Source organism: Chelatococcus sp. KU-N122 (assembly GCF_055391085.1).
In genome coordinates this window covers 2,074,047-2,093,439 of the sequence record NZ_AP043981.1, presented here as the reverse complement: position 1 = coordinate 2,093,439, position 19,393 = coordinate 2,074,047, and the positions used below count along the sequence as shown (strand labels likewise).

The following is a 19,393-nucleotide window of genomic DNA, read 5'->3' as shown; positions in this document are numbered from 1 at the left end:
CCCGCCATCGCGTCGGGCCAAATCGCCGCCCTCGACGGCGCCGCAGCGCCCAGGGCCGCCACCGGCTCCGCCGGGCGCTGTTTGGCATGCTTCAAAAGAGGTGTCCATACCGCGCCCGCCCGCGGCGATGCGCGGAGCCCTTCGCCGCCGGGCGGATTCTGCCGACCGCGAAACGATCCAGATTCAAGGAGTTGGAGCGCTTCTCGCCGATCAGACGGCCACATCCGATCGGGCTATGCGCTCCGCCGAAGCCGCCGCCGGCTGGCGGTCGCTCTCGCCGATGAAGCCGCCGGACTGGCGCAGCCACAGCCGCGCATAGAGGCCGCCCGCGGCGACCAGCTCGGCGTGGGTGCCCTGCTCGACGATGCGCCCGCGGTCCATGACGATCAGGCGGTCCATGGCGGCGATCGTCGACAGGCGATGGGCCACGGCGATCACCGTCTTGCCCGCCATCAGCCGGTCGAGCTGGCGCTGGATGGCCGCCTCCGCCTCGCTGTCGAGGGCCGAGGTCGCCTCGTCGAGGATGAGGATCGGGGCATCCTTGAGCAGCACCCGCGCGATGGCGATGCGCTGGCGCTGGCCGCCCGACAGCTTCACGCCGCGCTCGCCCACATGGCTGTCGAGCCCGCGCCGGCCGCGGTGGTCCTCCAGCTCGGCGATGAACGGCGAGGCCTCGGCCGAGACGGCCGCCGCGACGATGTGCTCCTCCGGCGCATCCGGCCGGCCGTAGCCGATGTTGTCGCGGATCGAGCGGTGCAGCAGCGAGGTGTCCTGGGTGACCACCGCGATCTGCTGGCGCAGGCTGTCCTGGGTGACGCCGGCGATATCCTGGCCGTCGACCAGGATGCGGCCGGCCTGGACGTCGTAGAGCCGCAGCAGCAGGCTGATCAGCGTCGACTTGCCGGCACCGCTCGGGCCGACCAGGCCGACCCGCTCGCCCGGCGCCACGACCAGGTCGAGCCGGTCGATGGCGCCGCGGCCGCGGCCGTAGTGGAAGCTCACGTTCTCGTAGCTGATCTCGCCCCGGCGCACGACCAGCGGCCGGGCGCCCGGCCGGTCGACCAGCTGGTGCGGCTTGGCGATGGTCTGCATGCTCTCCTGCACGACGCCGACGTTGTCGAACAGCCCGCGCAGCACCTGCATGAACCAGTTGGACATCTCGCCGATGCGCAGCACCAGCGCCAGCGCCGCGGCGATGCCGCCCGCCGTGATCGCCTCGCCCGTCCACAGCCAGAGCGCCACGCCGGCGGTGACCAGCAGCAGCAGCGTGTTCATGACGCTCAGGATGGTGGCGACGTCGGTGAACAGGCGCATGCTGCGCTGGTAGGCCTCGGTGTGGCTCACCATGGCGTCGCGCACGGTCGAGCGCTCCGTGTCGGTGCGGGCGAAGAGCTTGACCGTGAGGATGTTGGTGTAGCTGTCGACGATGCGGCCGATGAGCCACGAGCGGCGCTCGGAGACGGCGAGCGAGCGCTCCTGCGCCTGCGGCACGAAGTAGCGCATCAGGATGCCGTAGGCGACCATCCAGGCGATCATCGGCGCCGCCAGCCAGGGGCTCACCGACGTGAAGGCGGTGAGCGCCACCAGCACGTAGACGACGACGAAGACGATCATGTCGAGGACTTCGGTCGCCGCCTCGCGCAGCGCCGGCCCCGCCTGGGTGACGCGGTTGGCGAGGCGGCCGGCGAAATCGCCCTGGAAGTACGACAGCGCGTGGCCCAGCGTGTACAGGTGCGTCTGCCAGCGGATGCGGTTGGTCAGCGACGACACGATGACCTGGTTGACCAGCATCTCGCTCACCACGTGGCTGAGCGGCCGCGCCACCAGCAGCGCGATGGCGCCGCCGGCAAGCAGCCAGCCGTGGTCGGCGATCAGCGTCTGCGGCGTGCTGTGGCTCAGCAGGTCGACGAAGCGCCCGACCAGCAGCAGCAGCGAGGCCTCGACCACCGCGACGATCAGCGAGGCGACGAACACGAGCGCCAGCCAGCCCTTGACCGGGCCGAGGTAGAAGCGGGTGAAGCCCGCGAGCGTGTCGGGCGGCGTCCGGCGATCGTCGAAGGGGGCGAAGACGTCGATGCGACGCTCGAGCCACCCGTAGATGCTGGAGAACATGGCCCGCTTCCCTGATCGCGCGCCGCGCCTTGCCGAGGCCGCGGAACGGCGAATCCGCCCGTCGCCGCCCCTGTGGCGGCGCGCGGCGGACCGGCGTTGATTTAGGTGGGCGCGGCAATAGGCGCCGCTTCTGGCTGAAGTAAGGCCGCACGACGGGCGCCCGCCGGCCGGTCGCCGACCGAACACCTTGGGCTGGAGCGGGATGATATCCCCTCGAGCCGTCACCCCGCTCTAACTCATTATTTGAGCGCGACCTGTTCGCTGACGCGGGCCTTCGGCTCCAAGAACCGGCGTCCACTTTTGGGGATCATGCTGTAATGAGCCCCATGCGCCTCGCCCTCTACCAGCCCGACATCCCGCAGAACACCGGGACGATCCTGCGGCTCGCCGCGTGCCTCGCCGTGCCTGTCGCCATCATCGAGCCGGCCGGCTTTCCGGTGACCGACCGGCATTTCCGCCGCTCCGGCATGGACTACCTCGATCGCGTCGCCATCGAGCGGCACGCGTCCTGGCGGGCCTTCGCCGCCGACGCCCGGGCGCGCGGCGGCCGCCTGGTGCTGGCCACGACGCGCGCCGACATGCGCTATACGGATTTCGCCTTTGCGGCGACGGACACTATTTTGCTGGGACGGGAGAGCGCCGGGGTGCCGGACGAGGTCCACGCCGCCGCCGATGCCTGCCTCGCCATCCCGCTGGCGCCTGGTTTGCGCTCGCTCAACGTCGCCGTGGCCGCAGCCATGCTACTCGGCGAAGCGCTGCGGCAGACCGGCCAATGGCCGCCGGCGCCCCCGCCGGAGCCGCTACCGCAAGGACCGAAGCCGTGACCGACACCAGCTTGAACCCGGAGAGGAGCCTGGAGCACGACAAGGGCACCGCCAGCGCCTGGTTCGCGACGCTGCAGCAGCGCATCTGCGCGGCGCTGGAAGCGATCGAGGACGAGGCGGCCGGGCCGTTCGCGCCCGACCTGGAGCCGTCCCGCCGCGACGCGCCGGGACGGTTCGAACGGACCCCATGGGCGCGCACCGACCATTCCGGCGCGCCGGGCGGCGGCGGGGTGATGGCCATGCTGCGCGGCCGGGTGTTCGAGAAGGCCGGTGTGCACGTCTCCACCGTCCACGGCACCTTCGCCCCCGAATTCCGCGACCAGATCCCGGGCACGGAAGCGGACCCGCGGTTCTGGGCGGCGGGGCTGTCGCTCATCGTGCATCCCTGGCACCCGCAGGTGCCGACCGTGCACATGAACACGCGCTTCGTCGTGACGTCGAAGCCCTGGTTCGGCGGCGGCGCCGATCTCACGCCGATGCTCGACGCCCGCCGCACCCAGGAGGATGCCGACAGCCAGCTGTTCCATGCGGCCATGAAGTCCGCCTGCGACGCCCACCGTCCCGCCGACTACGAGCGCTTCAAGACCTGGTGCGACGAGTACTTCCTGCTCAAGCACCGGGGCGAGGCGCGCGGCATCGGCGGCATCTTCTACGACTACGTGTGGCGCGACGACTTCGCCGCCGACTTCGCCTTCACCCGGACGGTCGGCGAGGCCTTCCTCGACGTCTACCCGCGCATCGTGCGCGGCAACGTCGCCAGGCCCTGGCGGGACGAGGAGCGGGTCGAGCAGCAGGTCCGCCGCGGGCGCTACGTCGAGTTCAACCTGCTCTACGACCGCGGCACCATCTTTGGGCTCAAGACCGGCGGCAACATCGCCTCGATCCTGTCGTCCATGCCGCCGACGGTGCGCTGGCCTTAACAAACGCGGCACGCCACGTCAGCGCCGTCATGCCCGGGCTTGACCCGGGCATCCATCGAATCGACTGACGTCTGCCCGATAGGGCAGACATTATGTGTTTATTTTCAAGTGGATGGATGGCCGGGTCAAGCCCGGCCATGACGGGGAGCGCCGGCACTACCGGGCGGCCACGGCCGCCGCGACAGGCGTGGCCGGCTCACCCTCGAGGGCGATGTCCTCGATATCGACGGCAGCGCCGGCGAGGACCGTCCGCAACCGGTCCTGGTCGAGCTCGCCCTCCCAGCGCGCCACCACCACGGTCGCCACCGCGTTGCCGATGAAGTTGGTGAGCGCCCGGCACTCCGACATGAAGCGGTCGACGCCGAGGATCAGCGCCATGCCGGCGACCGGCACCGCGGGCACCACCGACAGCGTCGCCGCGAGCGTGATGAAGCCGGCGCCGGTGATCCCCGCGGCGCCCTTCGAGCTCAGCATGGCGACGAGCAGCAGCAACACCTGATCCCACAGGCTCAGCTGGATGCCGGTCGCCTGCGCGATGAACAGCGCGGCGAGCGTCATGTAGATGTTGGTGCCGTCGAGATTGAAGGAATAGCCGGTGGGGATCACCAGGCCGACCACGGATTTGGCGCAGCCGGCGCGCTCCATCTTCTCCATCAGGCTCGGCAGCGCCGCCTCCGACGAGGAGGTGCCGAGCACGAGCAGCAGCTCATCCTTGATGTAGCGCACCAGGGCCAGCAGCGAAAAGCCGTTGTAGCGGGCCACGGCGCCGAGCACGACCACCACGAACAGCGCCGCCGTCAGGTAGAACGTGGCGATCAGCATGGCGAGGTTGGCGACCGAGCCGATGCCGTATTTGCCGATGGTGAAGGCCATGGCGCCGAAGGCACCGATCGGCGCCGCCTTCATCAGGATGGCGACGAGGCGGAACATCGCCTGCGACAGCGAGGTCAGCACCGTCATCACCGGCTCGCCGCGCTCGCCGATGGCGGCCAGCGCGATGCCGAAGAGCACGGCGAAGAACAGCACCTGCAGGATGTCGCCGGATGCCAGCGCGCTCACCGGCGTCGCCGGAATGATGTTGGTGAGGAAGCCGACCAGGGTCTGGTCGTGGGCCTTGGCCGCATAGCCGGCCACGGCCTTGGCATCGAGGGTGGCCGGATCGATGTTGAGGCCGGCGCCCGGCTTGACGAGGTTGCCGACCACGAGGCCGATGATCAGCGCCAGGGTCGAGAACACCAGGAAGTAGATCATGGCCTTGCCGGCGACGCGGCCGACCTTGCCGAGATCGCGCATGCCGGCGATGCCGGTCACGACCGTCAGGAAGATCACCGGCGCGATGACCATCTTGACCAGCTTGATGAAGGCGTCGCCGAGCGGCTTCATGTCGGCGCCGAGGCTCGGATAGAAATGGCCGAGCAGGATGCCGGCGGCGATGGCGGCGAGCACCTGGACGTAGAGGTGCTGATAGAGCTTTCGAGGCGCGGCCGGAGCCGGCGCGGGAAGGGCCAGTGCCATGGGGGTTCTCTCCCTCGGACCCGTCGGCGCCTCGTTGCTGGGGCGGCGTTGGGAGCCGTGATGATGTGTCGGATGCCGGCGCAGACCCGCGCCGCAAGCGACGCCGCCTGCGCAAGGCATATGCCAGCCTCCCGGCGGCCGACATCCCTCCGCAATCGATTGATTTAAAACGATAAAAATCTCAAGGCCGGCTGACGCGCTCGACAGGCCGTGCGGAATGATGCACACTTCGGTCATTGTGATGTGCGGAAATCCGCACACTCCAGGCGGAGGCATGAAGCCCCTTGACGTCGCTTCGCGCCGATGAGTGGACTGCGAGGCCGAGATGGCGCCGGCTGGTGCTGCTCGCCCTGGCCGTCGCCGTGCTCGTCGGCCTCGACCGCGTCGCCCATTACGCGGCCGAGCGCTGGGCCCTGTCGGAGGTGCGGACGGGAGCCGAGGCGGCGGCCGGCCTGCGGGTCGCCGTGCTGCGCAGCGAGATCGAGAAGCAGCGCACGCTGCCGATCGTGCTGGCCCAGGATCCGGATGTGCGGGCGACGCTGGCGCACGGCTCCGAGGCGCAGCTCGCTGCCCTCAACGCCAAGCTGGAGGCGCTGGCCGACGGCACGCGCGCCGGCGCGATCTACCTGCTCGACGCCGAGGGCATGACCATCGCGGCGAGCAACTACCGCACGCCGACCAGCTTCGTCGGCAACGACTATGCCTTCCGGCCCTACTACCGCCGCGCCATGGCCGACGGCAGCGCCGAGCACTTTGCCTTCGGCACCGTCAGCCGGCGGCCGGGGCTCTATCTGACGCGGCGGCTCGACGGGCCGGCCGGGCCGCTCGGGGTCCTCGTGGTGAAGGTGGAGTTCGAGACGATCGAGACCGAGTGGCAGCATTTCGCCGAGCCGACCTTCGTCACCGACGAGCGCGCCATCGTCCTGGTGACCAGCGAGCCGGCATGGCGCTTCCAGGCCACGGTTCCGATTCCACCCGATCAGCGGGCAGAGATCCGGGCGAGCCTGCAGTTCGGCGACGCGCCGCTCGACCTGCTCCCCATCCACCCGGTGGCCGGCGTGGCGGGTGCGGTGCGCGCGACATTGCCCGACGACGCGGCAAGCGGGGAGTTCGTCGAGGCGACCGCCGCGGTGCCGAGCACCGGCTGGACGCTGCACGTGCTGGCGCCGACCGAGGCGGCGACGCGCCTCGCCACGACCGCGGCGCGATCCCTGGCCCTGCTCGCCGGCGTGGTCGGGCTCGGGGCCGCCGGGCTGTGGCTGTCGCGCCGCCGGCGGCTGGCCGACGAACGGGCACGGCAGGCGGCGACGCGCCGCGATCTCGAGGACCGCGTCGAGGCGCGCACGGTCGAGCTCAGCGACGCCAACGGGCGCCTGCGCGCCGAAATGGAGGAGCGGCGCCGCGCCCAGACCGCCCTGCAAGGCCTCCAGGACGAGCTGGTGCAGGCGAGCAAGCTCGCCGTGCTCGGCCAGATCGCCGCGAGCGTCGCCCACGAGGTCAACCAGCCGGTCGCGGCGATCCGCACCTTCGCCGAGAATTCCGAGGCGTTTCTTGCCCGTGGCGATGCCTGCGCGGTGCGCGGCAACCTGGCCACGATCACCACGCTCACCGAGCGCATCGGCGCCATCACCGGCGAGCTGCGCGCCTTCGCCCGCAAGACGCCGGGCACCGTCGAGGCGGTCTCGCTGGGCGCCGTGATCGACGGGGCGCGGCTGCTGACCGGGCACCGCCTCAGGGACCAGGCCATCGATCTCGTCGTGGACATGCCCGAGGCCGACATCGTCGTGGCGGCGAGCCGGGTCCGCCTCGAGCAGGTCCTGGTCAACCTGCTGCAGAACGCCGTCGAGGCGCTGTCGGGACGGGCCGACGGGCGGATCCGGATCGCCGCCGTGGCGACCGCCGAGCGGGTCGTGGTGACCCTTGCCGACAACGGCCCCGGCCTGCCGCCGGAGGTCATGAAGAGCCTGTTCATGCCCTTCACCACCACCAAGCCCGCCGGGCTCGGGCTGGGGCTGGCGATCTCCAGGGACATCGTCGCCGAGTTCGGCGGCACGCTCTCCGTCGAGAACCGTGACGGCGCCGTTTTCACCTTGACCTTACCGCGATTTTCTCGACCGCGATCTTCTCTGCCGCGAGGCCCCTGATGGACGTTGCCTTCATCGACGACGACGACATGCTGCGGGCGGCCAATGTCCAGGCGTTGATGCTGGCCGGCCTGACGGTGGCGCCGTTTGCCTCCGCCATGGCCGCTCTCGACGCGCTCGACGCGGCGTTTCCCGGCGTCGTGGTCAGCGACGTGCGCATGCCGCGGATCGACGGCCTGGAGCTGTTCCGGCGCCTCAAGCGCCTCGATCCGGACCTTCCCGTCATCCTGATCACCGGCCATGGCGATATCGCCATGGCCGTCGACGCCATGCGCGAGGGCGCCTACGACTTCCTGGCCAAGCCGTATGCCAACGACCGGCTTCTCGGCAGCATCCGGCACGCCCTCGAGAAGCGGCGGCTGGTGCTGGAAAACCGGGAGCTCCGGCGCGTGGCGGAAGCGGCGAGCGCCGATCTGCCCCTGCTCGGCGCCACGCCGGCGATGGAGCAGTTGCGGCACGCCCTACGTCAGATCGCCGACGCCGATGTCGACGTCCTGGTCGAGGGCGAGACCGGCAGCGGCAAGGAAGTGGTGGCCAACGCGCTGCACCGCTGGAGCCGTCGCGCCGGCCGTCCGTTCGTCGCGGTGAATTGCGGGGCGCTGCCGGAAACGGTGATCGAAAGCGAGCTCTTCGGCCACGAAGCGGGCGCCTTCACGGGGGCCCTGAAGCGGCGCGTCGGGCGGATCGAGCACGCCCACGGCGGCACGCTCTTCCTCGACGAGATCGAGGCCATGTCGCCGGCCTTGCAGGTGAAGCTGCTGCGGGTGCTCGAAGCGCGGGAGATCACGCCGCTCGGCACCAACGAGGTTCGCCGCATCGACATCCGCGTGGTCGCCGCCTCCAAGGCCGACCTGCGCGAGCTCATCCGCCAGGGCGGCTTCCGCGAGGACCTCTACTACCGCCTGCACGTCGCCTCGGTCCGCATTCCGCCGCTGCGTGAACGCCGGCCCGACGTGCCGCTTCTCTTCGGCCACTTCCTGGCGCAGGCGGCCAAGCGCTTCCGCCGCCCGCCGGTCATGATCGGCGCGGCGGTACGCCGCCATCTGGAAGAGCACGACTGGCCCGGCAACGTGCGCGAGCTCGTCCACTACGCCGAGCGCGTCGCCCTCGGGCTCGCCACCGATCCGGCGCCGGCCCCCGCGGCCGATCGGTCGATACCGCTGCCCGAGCGCGTCGACGCCTACGAAGCCGACCAGATCCGCGCCGCCCTGGCGGCGAGCCGCGGCGACGTGCAGACGACGCTCAAGGCACTCGGCATCCCGCGCAAGACGTTCTACGACAAGCTGCGCCGGCACGACATCGACCAGACCGCCTTTCGGGTCGCCAAATAGCCTAGTGTGGTGGATCTGAAGTTCCTGCCCCCCACATGGCATCCACGTTCAGGACCTTCAGATCCATTAAACCACACTCGAATCATAGAGTTGCTAGTGTGGCTTAGGAATCCGAAATTCGCTCCGAGCGATGCCCTGAGGTGGTGCGAATTTCGGATTCGCACTAGGGCGCGCGGAACAAGTTCAGCCGGCTAGCCGTCAGTTCTTCATAGGCGGCAACTAGACAAAGGCCGCGCGGCGGCCTTGCCTAGGGTCGGCGGCGCTCACGTTCGGCCGCGCCCAAGCGTCGGCAGCAACCGAGGAGAGTCCCCATGAGCTTCCAGGTCGGCGATGTTGTCATGCTGAAATCGGGCGGGCCGGCGCTCACCGTGGCCGAGGTCGCCGAGACCGGCGTCACCTGCGTCTGGTACGCCGACAGCGACGACAACTTCCGCTCCACCATTCTGGCGCCGGCCTGCCTCGTCGCGTTCGACGATGAAGCGGAGGACGACGAGGACGAGGACGAGGATTCCGACTGACCCGGCGCTTCGTCGCAGGCGACGCCATCGATCCGCCGGCGCGCGCCACGGAAGCGCCGGCGCGCACCGTGCTGAGCGACGCGTCGAGCCGATGGGGCTTCGAGCCATCGGCCCGGCGCCCGGCACTCTCCTTTATGTCCATGCGGTCAGCTATTGCCCAAATGGACTGGGATTTGGCCCTGTAGTAGGACGGGACAAGGCCATGAAAGGGAGAGCCCATGCGCGCGTTCATCCGGCAATCGATTCTTCTGTCGGCCATGGTGGGCGCGGCCTTGGCGGCCCCCCTCGGCACCGCACGCGCGGCGGATGACGCAGTCAAGCTCGGCGTGCTCAACGACCGGTCCGGGCCCTACGCGGACGCGAGCGGGCAGGGCTCGGTGATCATGGCCGAGCTCGCCGTCGCCGACTTCGGCGGCAAGGCCCTGGGCAAGGCGATCGAGATCGTCGCCGCCGACCACCAGAACAAGACCGACGTCGGCGCGTCGATCGCCAGCAAATGGCTGGATACGGAGGGCGTCGACGTCATCCTCGACGTGCCGAATTCCGCCGTGCTGCTGGCGTTGCAGGAGCTGGTCCGCAACAAGGCGGGGCTGCTGATGGCGTCGGGCGGCGGCGCCTCGACCTTCTCGGGCAAGTTCTGCTCGCCCTACGGCTTCCAATGGAGCTACGACACCTACGCGCTCGCCAACGGCGCCGGCCGCGCGCTCGCCCGGCAGGGCCTCAAGTCGTGGTATCTGCTGCAGGTCGACTATGCCTTCGGCGAGGCCATGGCGGGCGACCTCGACAAGGTCGTCGCGTCCGCCGGCGGACAGGTCGTCGGCCGGGTCAAGACCCCGCTCAACTCGGCGGATTTCTCCTCCTTCCTGCTGCAGGCGCAGGCCTCGAAGGCGCAGGTCGTCGCCCTGCTCAACGCCGGCAACGACACCATCAACTCGGTCAAGCAGGCCAACGAGTTCGGCCTGCCGCAGGGCGGCCAGCGGCTGTTCGGCGTGATCTTCTTCGAGCTCGACGCCAAGGCGATCGGGCTGAAGAGCGCCCAGGGGCTGACCACGACGAGCCCGTTCTACTGGGCCCAGAGCCCGGAGGCCGAGGCGGTCTCGCGGCGCTTCATGGCCAAGACCGGCAAGGCGCCCACCTGGGTGCAGATCGGCGTCTACTCGGCGGCGCTGCACTACCTCAAGGCGGTCGAGGCCGCCGGCACCACTGCCCGCGACGCGGTGGCCGCCAAGCTGCGCGAGCTGCCGGTCGACGACGCCTTCGTCAAGGGCGGCAAGGTGCGCGCCGACGGCCGCATGGAGCACGACATGCTGCTGACCGAGGTGAAGTCACCGGCCGAATCGAAGGCGGAATGGGATATCTTCAAGGTGCTGGACGTGATCCCGGGCAAGGATGCGGTGCGGCCGCTCGACGGCTCCTGCCCCCTCGCCAAGGGCTGACGCCCGACGGGCGCAGAACGGCCGCCGCGGCTCAATCGAGCCGCACGATATCGCCCGCATCGAGCCGTACCAGCGCCTGGCGCGCCGTCACGGGCTCGCCGCCGGCGCCCGGCACGACGTGGTCGGGCGCGATCTCGGCGAGCGGCACCAGCACGAAGGCGCGTTCGGCGAGCCGCGGATGCGGCAACACCAGCGTCGCGGTGGCACGGCGGGCGCCTTCGTAATCCAGGACATCGATGTCGATGAGGCGCGGACCCCAGCGCCGGGCATCGGGCGCATGGCGGTCGCGGCCGAGCGCCCGTTCCGCCGCCAGGCACGCCTCGAGCAATTGCTCGGGCGTGAGCGTGGTGTCGACGGCGACGCAGGCGTTGACGAAGGCCGGCTGGTCGGCATCGCCCCACGGCGGCGTGCGGTAGTCGGACGAGCGCGCCACGACGGCGATGCGGGGCACCGCCGCAAGCGCCTCCACGGCCGCGGCCAGCATGGCGCGGCTGTCCCCCAGGTTGCTGCCGAGGCCGAGATAGGCGCGGGGCATCAGGGGCGGGCCTCAGCGCGCAGCACCACCGGCGGGCAGACGTAGGAGCGGTGCAGCCTACCAACCTCGCCCCGCCTGCGGGGAGAGGTCGGCTCGCGCGAAGGCGCGAGCCGGGTGAAGGGGCGTGCAGCACGAGGCGCGGCGGCGATAGCGCCAGACGGCGAGGCCCCCTCACCCTGCCCTCTCCCCGCAGGCGGGGAGAGGGTTCCCGGTGCCTCGCCCGGCATGTGAAGCGGCGTTTGCAAGGCTAGACGCCTCCGGCCTGGGCCAGCGCCCTGGCCGGGTCGAGGATGCCGGCGACGACGCGCAGGGCGTCGAGGTGCTCGGCGACGTCGTGCACGCGGATGATGTCGGCGCCGAGGCTCAGGGCCACCGCGTGGCTGGCGATGGTGCCGGCGAGGCGCTGCTCCACCGGCCGCCCGGTGAGCACGCCGATGGTGGACTTGCGCGAGGTGCCGACCAGCACCGGGTAGCCGAAGGCCTTGAGCTCGGGCAGGCGGCGGATGGCATCGAGGCTCTGCGCCCGCGACTTGCCGAAGCCGAAGCCGATGTCGAGCACGATGTGCCGGTCAGGGATGCCGGCCTTGCGGGCGATGGCGATCGACAGATCGAAGAAGCGGCGGAACTCGGCGATGACGTCGACCGCCGGGTCCGGGGTCTCGCTGTTGTGCATGATGACGACGGGCGCCCCGTGGGCGGCGGCCACGTGGGCGATGTCGGGCTCCCGCTGCAGGCCCCAGATGTCGTTGACGATGGCCGCTCCGGCCTCCAGCGCCGCCCGCGCCGTCGCCGCCTTGTAGGTGTCGATCGAGATCGGCAGCGGCGGCGCCTCCCCGTCGCGCCGCAGCGCGGCGATCACCGGCAGGACCCGCGCCCGCTCCTCCTCGCCGGAGACGGGCGCATGCCCGGGCCGGGTCGATTCGCCGCCGATGTCGAGGATGTCGGCACCCTCCGCGGCGAGCCGCTGCGCCTGCGCTACAGCGTGGGCCGGATCGGCGAAGCGGCCGCCGTCGGAAAAGGAATCGGGCGTGACGTTGAGCACGCCCATGATCAGTGGCCGCCGGCCCAGGTCGGCCAGCGGATCGAGGGTGGGCGGCAACGCTTTGGCGGCGGAGTGGGTCACGGATCTCTTACCTGGCGCGGGCAGTGGCCGGGCGGCCTGTCACGACGCGGACAGCTTGCTCGCCGTCATGGCCGGGCTTGACCCGGCCATCCATCTAAGCGAACGACTCCAGCCCGCAAGGGCTGACTTTACCCGTTTGTCTTCAAGCGGATGGATGGCCGGGTCAAGCCCGGCCATGACGGCAGGTGATACCCTTCTAGCCCTCGGCGTAGTTGGCCACCTCGACCAGATTGCCGTCGGGGTCGCGGAAATAAACCGACAGCATCGGGCCGCGCGCGCCGGTGCGCGGCACCGGCCCCTCCTCGATGGAGACGCCGGCGGCGCCGAGGCGGGCGATCAGCATGTTGAGCGGCGTGTCGGTGATCAGGCAGAAGTCGCCGGAGCCGGCCGTTGGCGCTTGCGCCTTCGGATCCCACTCGCGGCCCAGCTGGTGGAGATTGATCTTCTGGTCGCCAACCTGCAGCGCACGGCGGCCGCTGGCGAAGCTGATCGATGGAATGCCCAGCGTCACGTCGTAGAAGTGGCAGGTCGCCTCCACGTCGGCGACGGTGAGCACGAGGTGGTCGAGGCCGGTGATCATCGGCGCCTCACAGCATGCCGAGCGCCCGCGGCAGCGCGAGCGACAGGGCTGGAATGTAAGTCACCAGCACCAGGAAGGCGAGCATGGTGAGCAGCCAGGGCAGGACGGCGATGGTGAGCTCGGTGATGCCCATGCGGGTGATGCCCGAAGCGACGTAGAGGTTGAGGCCCACCGGCGGATGGCACATGCCGACCTCCATGTTCACCACCATGATGATGCCGAGGTGCACCGGGTGGATGCCGAGCTTGGCCGCCACCGGGAACAGAATGGGCGCCATGATCAGCACGATCGAGGACGGCTCCATGACGTTGCCGGCCAGCAGCAGCAGCACGTTGACGACGAGGAGAAACCCGATCCAGCCCAGGCCGGAGTCGGTGATCCAGCTGGTCAGCGTCTGCGGGATCTGCTCGCTGGTCATCAGGAACGAGAACAGCACCGCATTGGTGATGATGTAGAGGATCATCGCGCTCATGTTGGCCGAGGCGAGCAGCACCCGCGGCACGTCCTTGAGCGACATGTCGCCGTAGACGAAGACGGCGATGGCGAAGGCGTAGACGGCGCTGACCGCCGCCGCCTCGGTCGGCGTGAACATCCCCGAATAGATGCCGCCGAGCACCAGGACGATGAGCAGCAGGCCCCAGACGGACCGGCGGAAGGCGATGAAGCGCTCCGTCCAGCTCGCCCGCGGCAGGCGCGGATAGTCGTTCTTGAAGGCGCGGTACCAGGTGGTGAGGCCGAGCGCCGCCGCCAGCATCAGGCCGGGCACGACGCCGGCGACGAAGAGCTGGCCGATGGAGGCCGACGACACCCGCTGGCCGTCCGGCCCGAAGACCACGGCGCCGCCGGTCGCCACCGCATAGATCACCATCACGATGGACGGCGGGATGAGGATGCCCAGGGCGCCCGAAGTGGTGACGACGCCGGCACCGAAGCGGGGCGGAAAGCCCTGCTTCACCATCGCCGGCAGGATGATGGAGCCGATGGCGATCACCGTGGCCGGGCTCGAGCCGGAGACGGCGGCGAACAGCGCGCAGGCCATCACCCCGGCGAGCCCCAGACCGCCGTACCAATGGCCGATGAGCGAGGTGGCGAAGTCGATCATCCGCCGCGCCACGCCGCCATGGGTGAGGAAGTTGCCGGCCAGGATGAAGAACGGGATCGCCATGATCTCGAAGTTCTCGATGCCGGTGAACAGCTTGAGGCTCACGGCGGCGATCGGCACGTCGGTCATGGTGAAGAGGAAGGTCAGCACCGTGAGCCCGAGCGCGATCGAGATCGGCATGCCGGTCAGCATCAGTGCGATGAGCAGGCCGAAGATGATGGCGGCGTTCATGGGGCGCGGCCCCGGCTTGCGGCCCTGGCAAAGTCCTCCGCCGCCTGTGCGCTCTCCTCGACGCCTTCGACGTGGCCCGGATCATGGTGCGGCAGCTCGCCGGTCCTGAGGTAGGCGACGAACACCTGCAGGAAGCGGAAGCACATGAGGAAGGAGCCGAGGGGGATGCAGAGGTAGACGATCCAGCTCGGCACCTCGAGGTCGGGCGAGGTCTGGTCGGTGCCCATCAGCCCGTAGACGAAGCCGGCGCCGAGCGTGCCGATGATACCGGTGAACAGGGCGCCGGCCAGCAGGCCGAAACAGACCACCCATTTGCGGCGCTCGGGGCTCAAGCGGTTCACCGCCACGTCGACGCCGACGTGGATGCCGGTGCGCACCCCGTAGGCGGCTCCGAACTTGGCCATCCACACGAACATGTAGATGCAGAGCTCCTGCGCCCACGACAGGCGGATGGGCGCCAGCAGCGGATAGAGGAAGGAGATGCCCGAGCCGTAGCGGTGGACGACGGCGACGAAGATGATCACCGTCGCGGCCGCCATCAGGCTGGCGATCAGGATCTCCTCGAGCCGGTCGAGGATGCGCAGCGCGATCATGGGTTCAAGCCGGTTTTGTTCGTGAGCCGATGGATGGCCGGGTCAAGCCGGCCATGACGCTGAGAGGTCAGCGATCAACATCTATGCCGTCATGGCCGGGCTTGACCCGGCCATCCATCCACTGACGAACAGAGCCTTGCAGCGCGCTCACTGGGTGCCCGCCTTGGCTTCCTTCTGGAACTCGGCGATGACGTCCTTGCCGACGCGGCCGGCCATCTCGGCGTAGACCGGCTCGAGCGCCTTCTTCCAGGCGTCCTTCTGCTCGGCCGTCAGGGTGATGAACTCGATCCTGCCGGAGGCCTTCATGGCCGCCAGCGCGTCGTCGTTCTCCTTCTGGGAGATCTCGTTGGCATAGGCGGTCGCCTCGGCCATGGCCTTTTCCAGCTGCGGCTTCACGTCCGCGGGCAGGCCGTCCCAGAACTTCTTGTTGGCGATGACGGCATAGCCGATGTAGCCGTGGTCGGAGAGCGTGCCGTACTTCTGCACCTCGTAGTGCTTCTGCGTGTACATGTTGGACGGGGTGTTCTCGGAGCCGTCGACGACGCCGGTCTGCATGGCCGGATAGACCTCCGAGAAGGCCATGACCTGCGGGATGGCGCCGAGCGCCCGGAACTGCGCTTCGAGCACCTTCGACGACTGGATCCGCATCTTCAGCCCGCGGAAATCCTCCGGCAGGCGCAACGGCTTGTTGGCGCTCATGATCTTGAAGCCGTTGTCCCAATAGGCGAGGCCAGCGATGCCCTTGGCGTCGAGCTTGCCGAGCAGCCTCTTGCCGAGCGGCCCGTCGGTGACTTTGCGCAGGGCGGCCTTGTCGGGAATGATGAACGGCAGGTCGAAGACCTCGAACTCCTTGGCGCCCAGCGGCCCGAACTTGGCGAGCGAGGGCGCCAGCATCTGCACGGCGCCGAGCTGCAACGCCTCGAGCTCCTCCTTGTCCTTGTAGAGCTGCGAGTTCGGGTAGACGTCGACCTTGACCCGGCCGTTGGTGTATTTTTCGGCGAGCTCCTTGAACTTGTCGGCGCCCTTGCCTTTGGGCGTGTCGGGCGCCACCACGTGGCTGAACTTGATGACGATGGGTGATTGGGCCTTCGCCGACGGCACGGCAGCGATGGCGCCGAGCACGCCCACGGCGGTCGCGGCCACGGCTGCAACGATCTTGTTCATGGCGTCTACTCCCCGGATCCTCGGTCAGGGACCCCTTGCTGACGAGCCCCCACCCCCGGGCGCACGGCGATTGCCCGCAGTATGGTCGGCCGGCGCGCGGCGGCACAAGGGGCAGCCACTCTGACCTTCGTCGCATGCACGGCGGAGCACAGCCGTGCGGCTCGCCGCGGGCGACGCGGCCGCGTCCTATCCCCGCGCGCGTGCCGGCGGGGCCGCGAGGCGCGGCTCGACGGCGCGCGCGCCGCCGATCAGGACGATGTCCATGGCGACCGCCACCCCCTTCACCTCGAAGCGGCGCACATCGAGCCCGGCCAGGGGGAGGCCGGCCGCTTCGACCGTCGCCTGGGAGACGGCGAGCTGGACGTTCTCGCTCTTGGCGATGGCCTCCAGCCGGCTTGCGACATTGACCGTGGGGCCGATCACGGTGATCGATGCGGCCTCGCCCCAGCCGATCTTGCCGACGATGAGCGGCCCCGCATGCAAGCCCATGGCCACCGCGAGCGGCGCGTCGAGCTCCGCCCCGAGATCGGCATTCAGGCGGTCGAGCGCCCCATCGACCGCGACCGCGGCCCGCAGCGCGGCGGCGCTGGCCTCGGCGACGCCGCGTGAATCCTCGAACAGGGCGAGCAGGCCGTCCCCGATGTACTTCTCGATACGCCCGCCGGACTGCTCGATGGCGCCGCCGAGCGTCTGGAACACCCGGTTCAGGATGAACACGACGTCGTAGGGAAGCTTCTCCTCGCTCAACCTGGTGAAGCCGCGGATATCGACGAACAGCACGGCGAAGGTGCGCTCGACGCCCATGGCGTCAGACCGCGCGGCTTCGCGCATGTCCGCCAGCCGCTGGTCCGGCAGGAGCCGCAGCACGGTCGTCGCCGTCCCCGGCCGCGCCTGGCAGGCGAGCCGCACGTCCGGATCGGCGCCGATGGAGCGCAGCGTCTTGAGCTCCGCCTCGGTGGGCGGCGACAGGCCGGCGAGCCCGTCGAGCACCCGCACCCGGCAGGTCGAGCAGCGCGCCCGGCCACCGCACACCGACAGATGCGGGATGCCGTTGGCGCGGCTGATCTCGAGCAGCGTCGGCCCCGGCACCGTCTGCACCCGCGGGCCGGCGAAATATTGCACCACGATGCGCCGGCGGGTATGCCACCACGCCGTGCGGGTGGCGAGGACCGCAAGGGCGGCCGCGACGAGCCCGTAGAAGCCGAGGCGCGCCTGAAGCCGCCAGTCGTCCAGCGTGCTCTCGACCGCAGCGGTCGGCCAATGGGTGCGCTGCTTGAGCGCCGCCAGCGCCGCCGGATCGCCCATGGCCTCGGCGACATCGCGGCCTTGCACCATGAAGCCGGTGAGCGCCAGCACCGGCACCAGGACGGCGATGACGAGCAGCATCGGGACGGCACGGTCGTAGCCAGGCGCCAGGCGCAGCCAGAAATGCAGCCCCAGGCAGCCGTGCACCCAGACGATGATCAGCAGGAGCGACTGGTTGACGGCGCCGCCGGGCCACAGCCGGGCCAGTTCGTAGACGTAGTCGTCGTAGACGCCGAAGACCGTGGCGGCGAACCGCGTGCCGACGATGTGAGGCAGCAGCAGGAGCGGAATCGCGAGGCCGAGGGCGACCTGCAGCCATTCCCACCGCGTCAGCGCGAGGTTGCCGCGGCCGGCCAGCTTCACCAGGGCGAGGCCCGCGTGCACCAGGAGCGCGAGCCCCAGGACGATGGTGCCCGGCAGGGAGCGGGTCACCGCGACGCGCCAGTTCTCCGCCGCGATCATCGCGTCGAGGCTGACGATGCCGAGCGCCGTGTTGAGGAAATGCGTCAGCGCGAAGGCGAACAGGATCAGGCCCGAGCCGAGCCGCAGGCGCTGCGTGACCGAACCGTGGAGGAGCAGGCTCCCGGTCCCGTCGCCGCGGCCGCGTCGCCGCTCAGTCGGCATCGAGCTTGTCCCTGTCATCCATCCCCACACACGCGCGACGCCCACCCCGGCCGAGCCCGGTCAGGCCATCCCATCTGGAGTGGCGTCGCGACGGGCCGCGACGCCAGCGCCTCCAGCCGGACCGAATCAGCCGATGGCACAGCGCTCCACTGTCACAGAGTTGGAGCGCTCCGGCCCGATCGGATGATGCCGGCCGGTCCCGGACGTAGCAGGTGCCCGCACGTTGCGGCGGGATCGGGGCGGCGACGCGCCTGACAGAGCAGCCCGCACCGGTGATGCGCGTGGAACCGTCGGCATGATAATCGTACGGAGGGCGGCAGGGCTTGTCGGGATCTGACGGGCGTCGGTGCTACCCGGTGGCGGTGCGCGCCGACAGGGGAGCCGTATGAGCGAGAGCGTCGCGGGCCTTATCCTGGCAGGCGGCCTGTCGCGCCGCATGGGCGCCGACAAGCCCCTCTGCCAGCTCGCCGGACGGCCGCTCGTGGCTCACGTCATCGAGCGGCTGGAGCCGCAATGCGGCGCCGGCCTGGTGCTCAACGCCAACGGCGACCGCAGCCGCTTCGCCGCCTTCGGGCTCCCGGTCCTGCCCGATACGGTGCCCGGCTTCGCCGGCCCCCTCGCCGGCATCCTCGCCGGGCTCGACCATGTCGCGGCCCATCGGCCGACGGCGGCGCTGATGGTCAGCGCCGCGGCCGACGCCCCCTTCCTGCCGCGCGACCTGGTGGCGCGGCTCACGGCGGCGCGGGCCGCCGCCGGGGCGGAGATCGCCGTGGCCTCATCGGGGGCGCGCCTCCATCCCACCATCGCGCTCTGGCCCGTCGCGCTCCGTGAGGCGCTGCGCGAAGCGCTGGCGCAGGGCCTGCGGCGAGCCGGGATGTTCACGGCGCAGCGGCACATGGTGGGCGTCGACTGGGCCGTCGAGCCGGTGGACCCGTTCTTCAACGCCAACACGCCCGACGATCTGGCGGAGGCGGCGCGGCTGGCAGCGCTCAGGCCGCGCTGACGCTAGAGCATGATCCCAAAAAGTGGACACCGGTTTTGGACAAGATCATGCTCAAAACAAAGACCTAGAGTGGAATGATGAGTCAAAGATAAATCATCCCGCTCTAGGCCGCTTCTCGATCAGGAACACGAACGCCCCCTCCCGCTGGTGCTGGCTCAGCAGCAGGTCCCCGGTCTCGCGCACCACGTTCGGGATGTCGATCTGCGCCAGCGGATCGGTGCAGAGCACCAGCACCTCCTCGCCGGCCGGCAGCCGGCGCAGCGCCTTGCGCAGCTTCAGCGCCGGCAGGGGGCATTTCAGGCCCTTGAGATCGAGCTCGTGCACGCCCAGGCC

17 protein-coding genes are annotated in these 19,393 nt (G+C 70.0%); 7 read left to right on the top strand and 10 right to left on the bottom strand.

Going from position 1 to position 19,393, the window contains the following annotated elements:
• Nucleotides 1–210: 210 nt before the first annotated feature.
• Entirely contained in the window at nucleotides 211–2,112 is a 1,902-nt protein-coding gene (locus ACZ5PO_RS09330) for an ABC transporter ATP-binding protein (protein ID WP_464192582.1), read from the bottom strand.
• A gap of 326 nt (nucleotides 2,113–2,438) precedes the next feature.
• Between ACZ5PO_RS09330 and ACZ5PO_RS09325 the strand changes: the two genes are divergently transcribed.
• Entirely contained in the window at nucleotides 2,439–2,936 is a 498-nt protein-coding gene (locus ACZ5PO_RS09325) for a tRNA (cytidine(34)-2'-O)-methyltransferase (protein ID WP_464196774.1), read from the top strand.
• Entirely contained in the window at nucleotides 2,933–3,856 is a 924-nt protein-coding gene (gene hemF, locus ACZ5PO_RS09320; RefSeq protein ID WP_464192580.1) for an oxygen-dependent coproporphyrinogen oxidase, read from the top strand. The genes ACZ5PO_RS09325 and hemF overlap by 4 nt, the downstream gene beginning before the upstream one ends.
• 156 nt (nucleotides 3,857–4,012) lie before the next feature.
• Here the strand turns inward: hemF and ACZ5PO_RS09315 are convergent, their stop codons facing one another.
• Nucleotides 4,013–5,371, bottom strand: a complete 1,359-nt coding sequence (locus ACZ5PO_RS09315) for a dicarboxylate/amino acid:cation symporter (RefSeq protein WP_464192577.1) — start codon at nucleotides 5,369–5,371, stop codon at nucleotides 4,013–4,015.
• Nucleotides 5,372–5,709: 338 nt separating this feature from the next.
• Between ACZ5PO_RS09315 and ACZ5PO_RS09310 the strand changes: the two genes are divergently transcribed.
• The 4 genes from ACZ5PO_RS09310 to ACZ5PO_RS09295 all read left to right on the top strand — a co-directional run bounded on the left by ACZ5PO_RS09310 (nucleotide 5,710) and on the right by ACZ5PO_RS09295 (nucleotide 10,800).
• Entirely contained in the window at nucleotides 5,710–7,515 is a 1,806-nt protein-coding gene (locus tag ACZ5PO_RS09310; RefSeq protein WP_464192575.1) for a sensor histidine kinase, read from the top strand.
• The gene (locus ACZ5PO_RS09305) at nucleotides 7,515–8,846 is read left to right on the top strand and encodes a sigma-54-dependent transcriptional regulator (protein ID WP_464192573.1); all 1,332 of its coding nucleotides are present in this window, start codon (nucleotides 7,515–7,517) and stop codon (nucleotides 8,844–8,846) included. Before ACZ5PO_RS09310 ends, ACZ5PO_RS09305 begins: the two co-directional genes overlap by 1 nt.
• Nucleotides 8,847–9,157: 311 nt before the next feature.
• Nucleotides 9,158–9,364 (top strand): YodC family protein, encoded by a 207-nt coding sequence (locus tag ACZ5PO_RS09300; protein WP_464192570.1) that lies wholly within the window; start codon nucleotides 9,158–9,160, stop codon nucleotides 9,362–9,364.
• 218 nt (nucleotides 9,365–9,582) lie between these two features.
• A complete protein-coding gene (locus ACZ5PO_RS09295; protein WP_464192568.1) occupies nucleotides 9,583–10,800 on the top strand; it encodes an ABC transporter substrate-binding protein in 1,218 nt (405 codons plus the stop codon).
• Between the two features lie 31 nt (nucleotides 10,801–10,831).
• On the opposite strand, the gene folK is transcribed toward ACZ5PO_RS09295, so the two are convergent.
• The 7 genes from folK to ACZ5PO_RS09260 all read right to left on the bottom strand — a co-directional run bounded on the left by folK (nucleotide 10,832) and on the right by ACZ5PO_RS09260 (nucleotide 18,057).
• Entirely contained in the window at nucleotides 10,832–11,335 is a 504-nt protein-coding gene (folK, locus tag ACZ5PO_RS09290) for a 2-amino-4-hydroxy-6-hydroxymethyldihydropteridine diphosphokinase (RefSeq protein ID WP_464192566.1), read from the bottom strand.
• A 247-nt stretch (nucleotides 11,336–11,582) separates the two neighbouring features.
• Complete coding sequence (gene folP, locus ACZ5PO_RS09285; protein WP_464196772.1) at nucleotides 11,583–12,383, bottom strand: dihydropteroate synthase; 801 nt, start codon at nucleotides 12,381–12,383, stop codon at nucleotides 11,583–11,585.
• A 271-nt stretch (nucleotides 12,384–12,654) separates the two neighbouring features.
• Nucleotides 12,655–13,038, bottom strand: coding sequence for a VOC family protein (locus ACZ5PO_RS09280; protein ID WP_464192563.1), 384 nt, complete (start codon nucleotides 13,036–13,038; stop codon nucleotides 12,655–12,657).
• 7 nt (nucleotides 13,039–13,045) lie between these two features.
• Nucleotides 13,046–14,371, bottom strand: coding sequence for a TRAP transporter large permease (locus ACZ5PO_RS09275; protein WP_464192561.1), 1,326 nt, complete (start codon nucleotides 14,369–14,371; stop codon nucleotides 13,046–13,048).
• The gene (locus ACZ5PO_RS09270) at nucleotides 14,368–14,964 is read right to left on the bottom strand and encodes a TRAP transporter small permease (protein ID WP_464192559.1); all 597 of its coding nucleotides are present in this window, start codon (nucleotides 14,962–14,964) and stop codon (nucleotides 14,368–14,370) included. Before ACZ5PO_RS09270 ends, ACZ5PO_RS09275 begins: the two co-directional genes overlap by 4 nt.
• 147 nt (nucleotides 14,965–15,111) lie before the next feature.
• Nucleotides 15,112–16,128, bottom strand: a complete 1,017-nt coding sequence (locus tag ACZ5PO_RS09265) for a TRAP transporter substrate-binding protein (protein ID WP_464192557.1) — start codon at nucleotides 16,126–16,128, stop codon at nucleotides 15,112–15,114.
• A 186-nt stretch (nucleotides 16,129–16,314) separates the two neighbouring features.
• Entirely contained in the window at nucleotides 16,315–18,057 is a 1,743-nt protein-coding gene (locus ACZ5PO_RS09260) for an adenylate/guanylate cyclase domain-containing protein (RefSeq protein ID WP_464192555.1), read from the bottom strand.
• Nucleotides 18,058–18,442: 385 nt separating this feature from the next.
• On the opposite strand from ACZ5PO_RS09260, the gene mobA reads away from it, so the two are divergent.
• On the top strand, nucleotides 18,443–19,060 hold the full coding sequence (gene mobA / locus ACZ5PO_RS09255; RefSeq protein WP_464192553.1) for a molybdenum cofactor guanylyltransferase MobA: 618 nt from the start codon (nucleotides 18,443–18,445) through the stop codon (nucleotides 19,058–19,060).
• A 93-nt stretch (nucleotides 19,061–19,153) separates the two neighbouring features.
• Here mobA and ACZ5PO_RS09250 read toward each other — a convergent pair whose 3' ends face one another.
• Nucleotides 19,154–19,390 carry a sulfurtransferase TusA family protein gene (locus ACZ5PO_RS09250; RefSeq protein WP_464196770.1) on the bottom strand — a complete coding sequence of 79 codons (237 nt, stop codon included), beginning with the start codon at nucleotides 19,388–19,390 and terminating at the stop codon, nucleotides 19,154–19,156.
• Nucleotides 19,391–19,393: the final 3 nt, after the last annotated feature.

Excerpts from the sequence above, each read along its gene's own strand:
- ACZ5PO_RS09330 (WP_464192582.1), bottom strand. The coding sequence starts at position 2,112 with ATGTTCTCCAGCATCTACGGGTGGCTCGAGCGTCGCATCGACGTCTTC.
- ACZ5PO_RS09325 (WP_464196774.1), top strand. The coding sequence starts at position 2,439 with ATGCGCCTCGCCCTCTACCAGCCCGACATCCCGCAGAACACCGGGACG.
- ACZ5PO_RS09315 (WP_464192577.1), bottom strand. The coding sequence starts at position 5,371 with ATGGCACTGGCCCTTCCCGCGCCGGCTCCGGCCGCGCCTCGAAAGCTC.
- ACZ5PO_RS09305 (WP_464192573.1), top strand. The coding sequence starts at position 7,515 with ATGGACGTTGCCTTCATCGACGACGACGACATGCTGCGGGCGGCCAAT.
- ACZ5PO_RS09300 (WP_464192570.1), top strand. The coding sequence starts at position 9,158 with ATGAGCTTCCAGGTCGGCGATGTTGTCATGCTGAAATCGGGCGGGCCG.
- ACZ5PO_RS09295 (WP_464192568.1), top strand. The coding sequence starts at position 9,583 with ATGCGCGCGTTCATCCGGCAATCGATTCTTCTGTCGGCCATGGTGGGC.
- folK (WP_464192566.1), bottom strand. The coding sequence starts at position 11,335 with ATGCCCCGCGCCTATCTCGGCCTCGGCAGCAACCTGGGGGACAGCCGC.
- folP (WP_464196772.1), bottom strand. The coding sequence starts at position 12,383 with ATGGGCGTGCTCAACGTCACGCCCGATTCCTTTTCCGACGGCGGCCGC.
- ACZ5PO_RS09280 (WP_464192563.1), bottom strand. The coding sequence starts at position 13,038 with ATGATCACCGGCCTCGACCACCTCGTGCTCACCGTCGCCGACGTGGAG.
- ACZ5PO_RS09275 (WP_464192561.1), bottom strand. The coding sequence starts at position 14,371 with ATGAACGCCGCCATCATCTTCGGCCTGCTCATCGCACTGATGCTGACC.
- ACZ5PO_RS09270 (WP_464192559.1), bottom strand. The coding sequence starts at position 14,964 with ATGATCGCGCTGCGCATCCTCGACCGGCTCGAGGAGATCCTGATCGCC.
- ACZ5PO_RS09265 (WP_464192557.1), bottom strand. The coding sequence starts at position 16,128 with ATGAACAAGATCGTTGCAGCCGTGGCCGCGACCGCCGTGGGCGTGCTC.
- ACZ5PO_RS09260 (WP_464192555.1), bottom strand. The coding sequence starts at position 18,057 with ATGCCGACTGAGCGGCGACGCGGCCGCGGCGACGGGACCGGGAGCCTG.
- mobA (WP_464192553.1), top strand. The coding sequence starts at position 18,443 with ATGAGCGAGAGCGTCGCGGGCCTTATCCTGGCAGGCGGCCTGTCGCGC.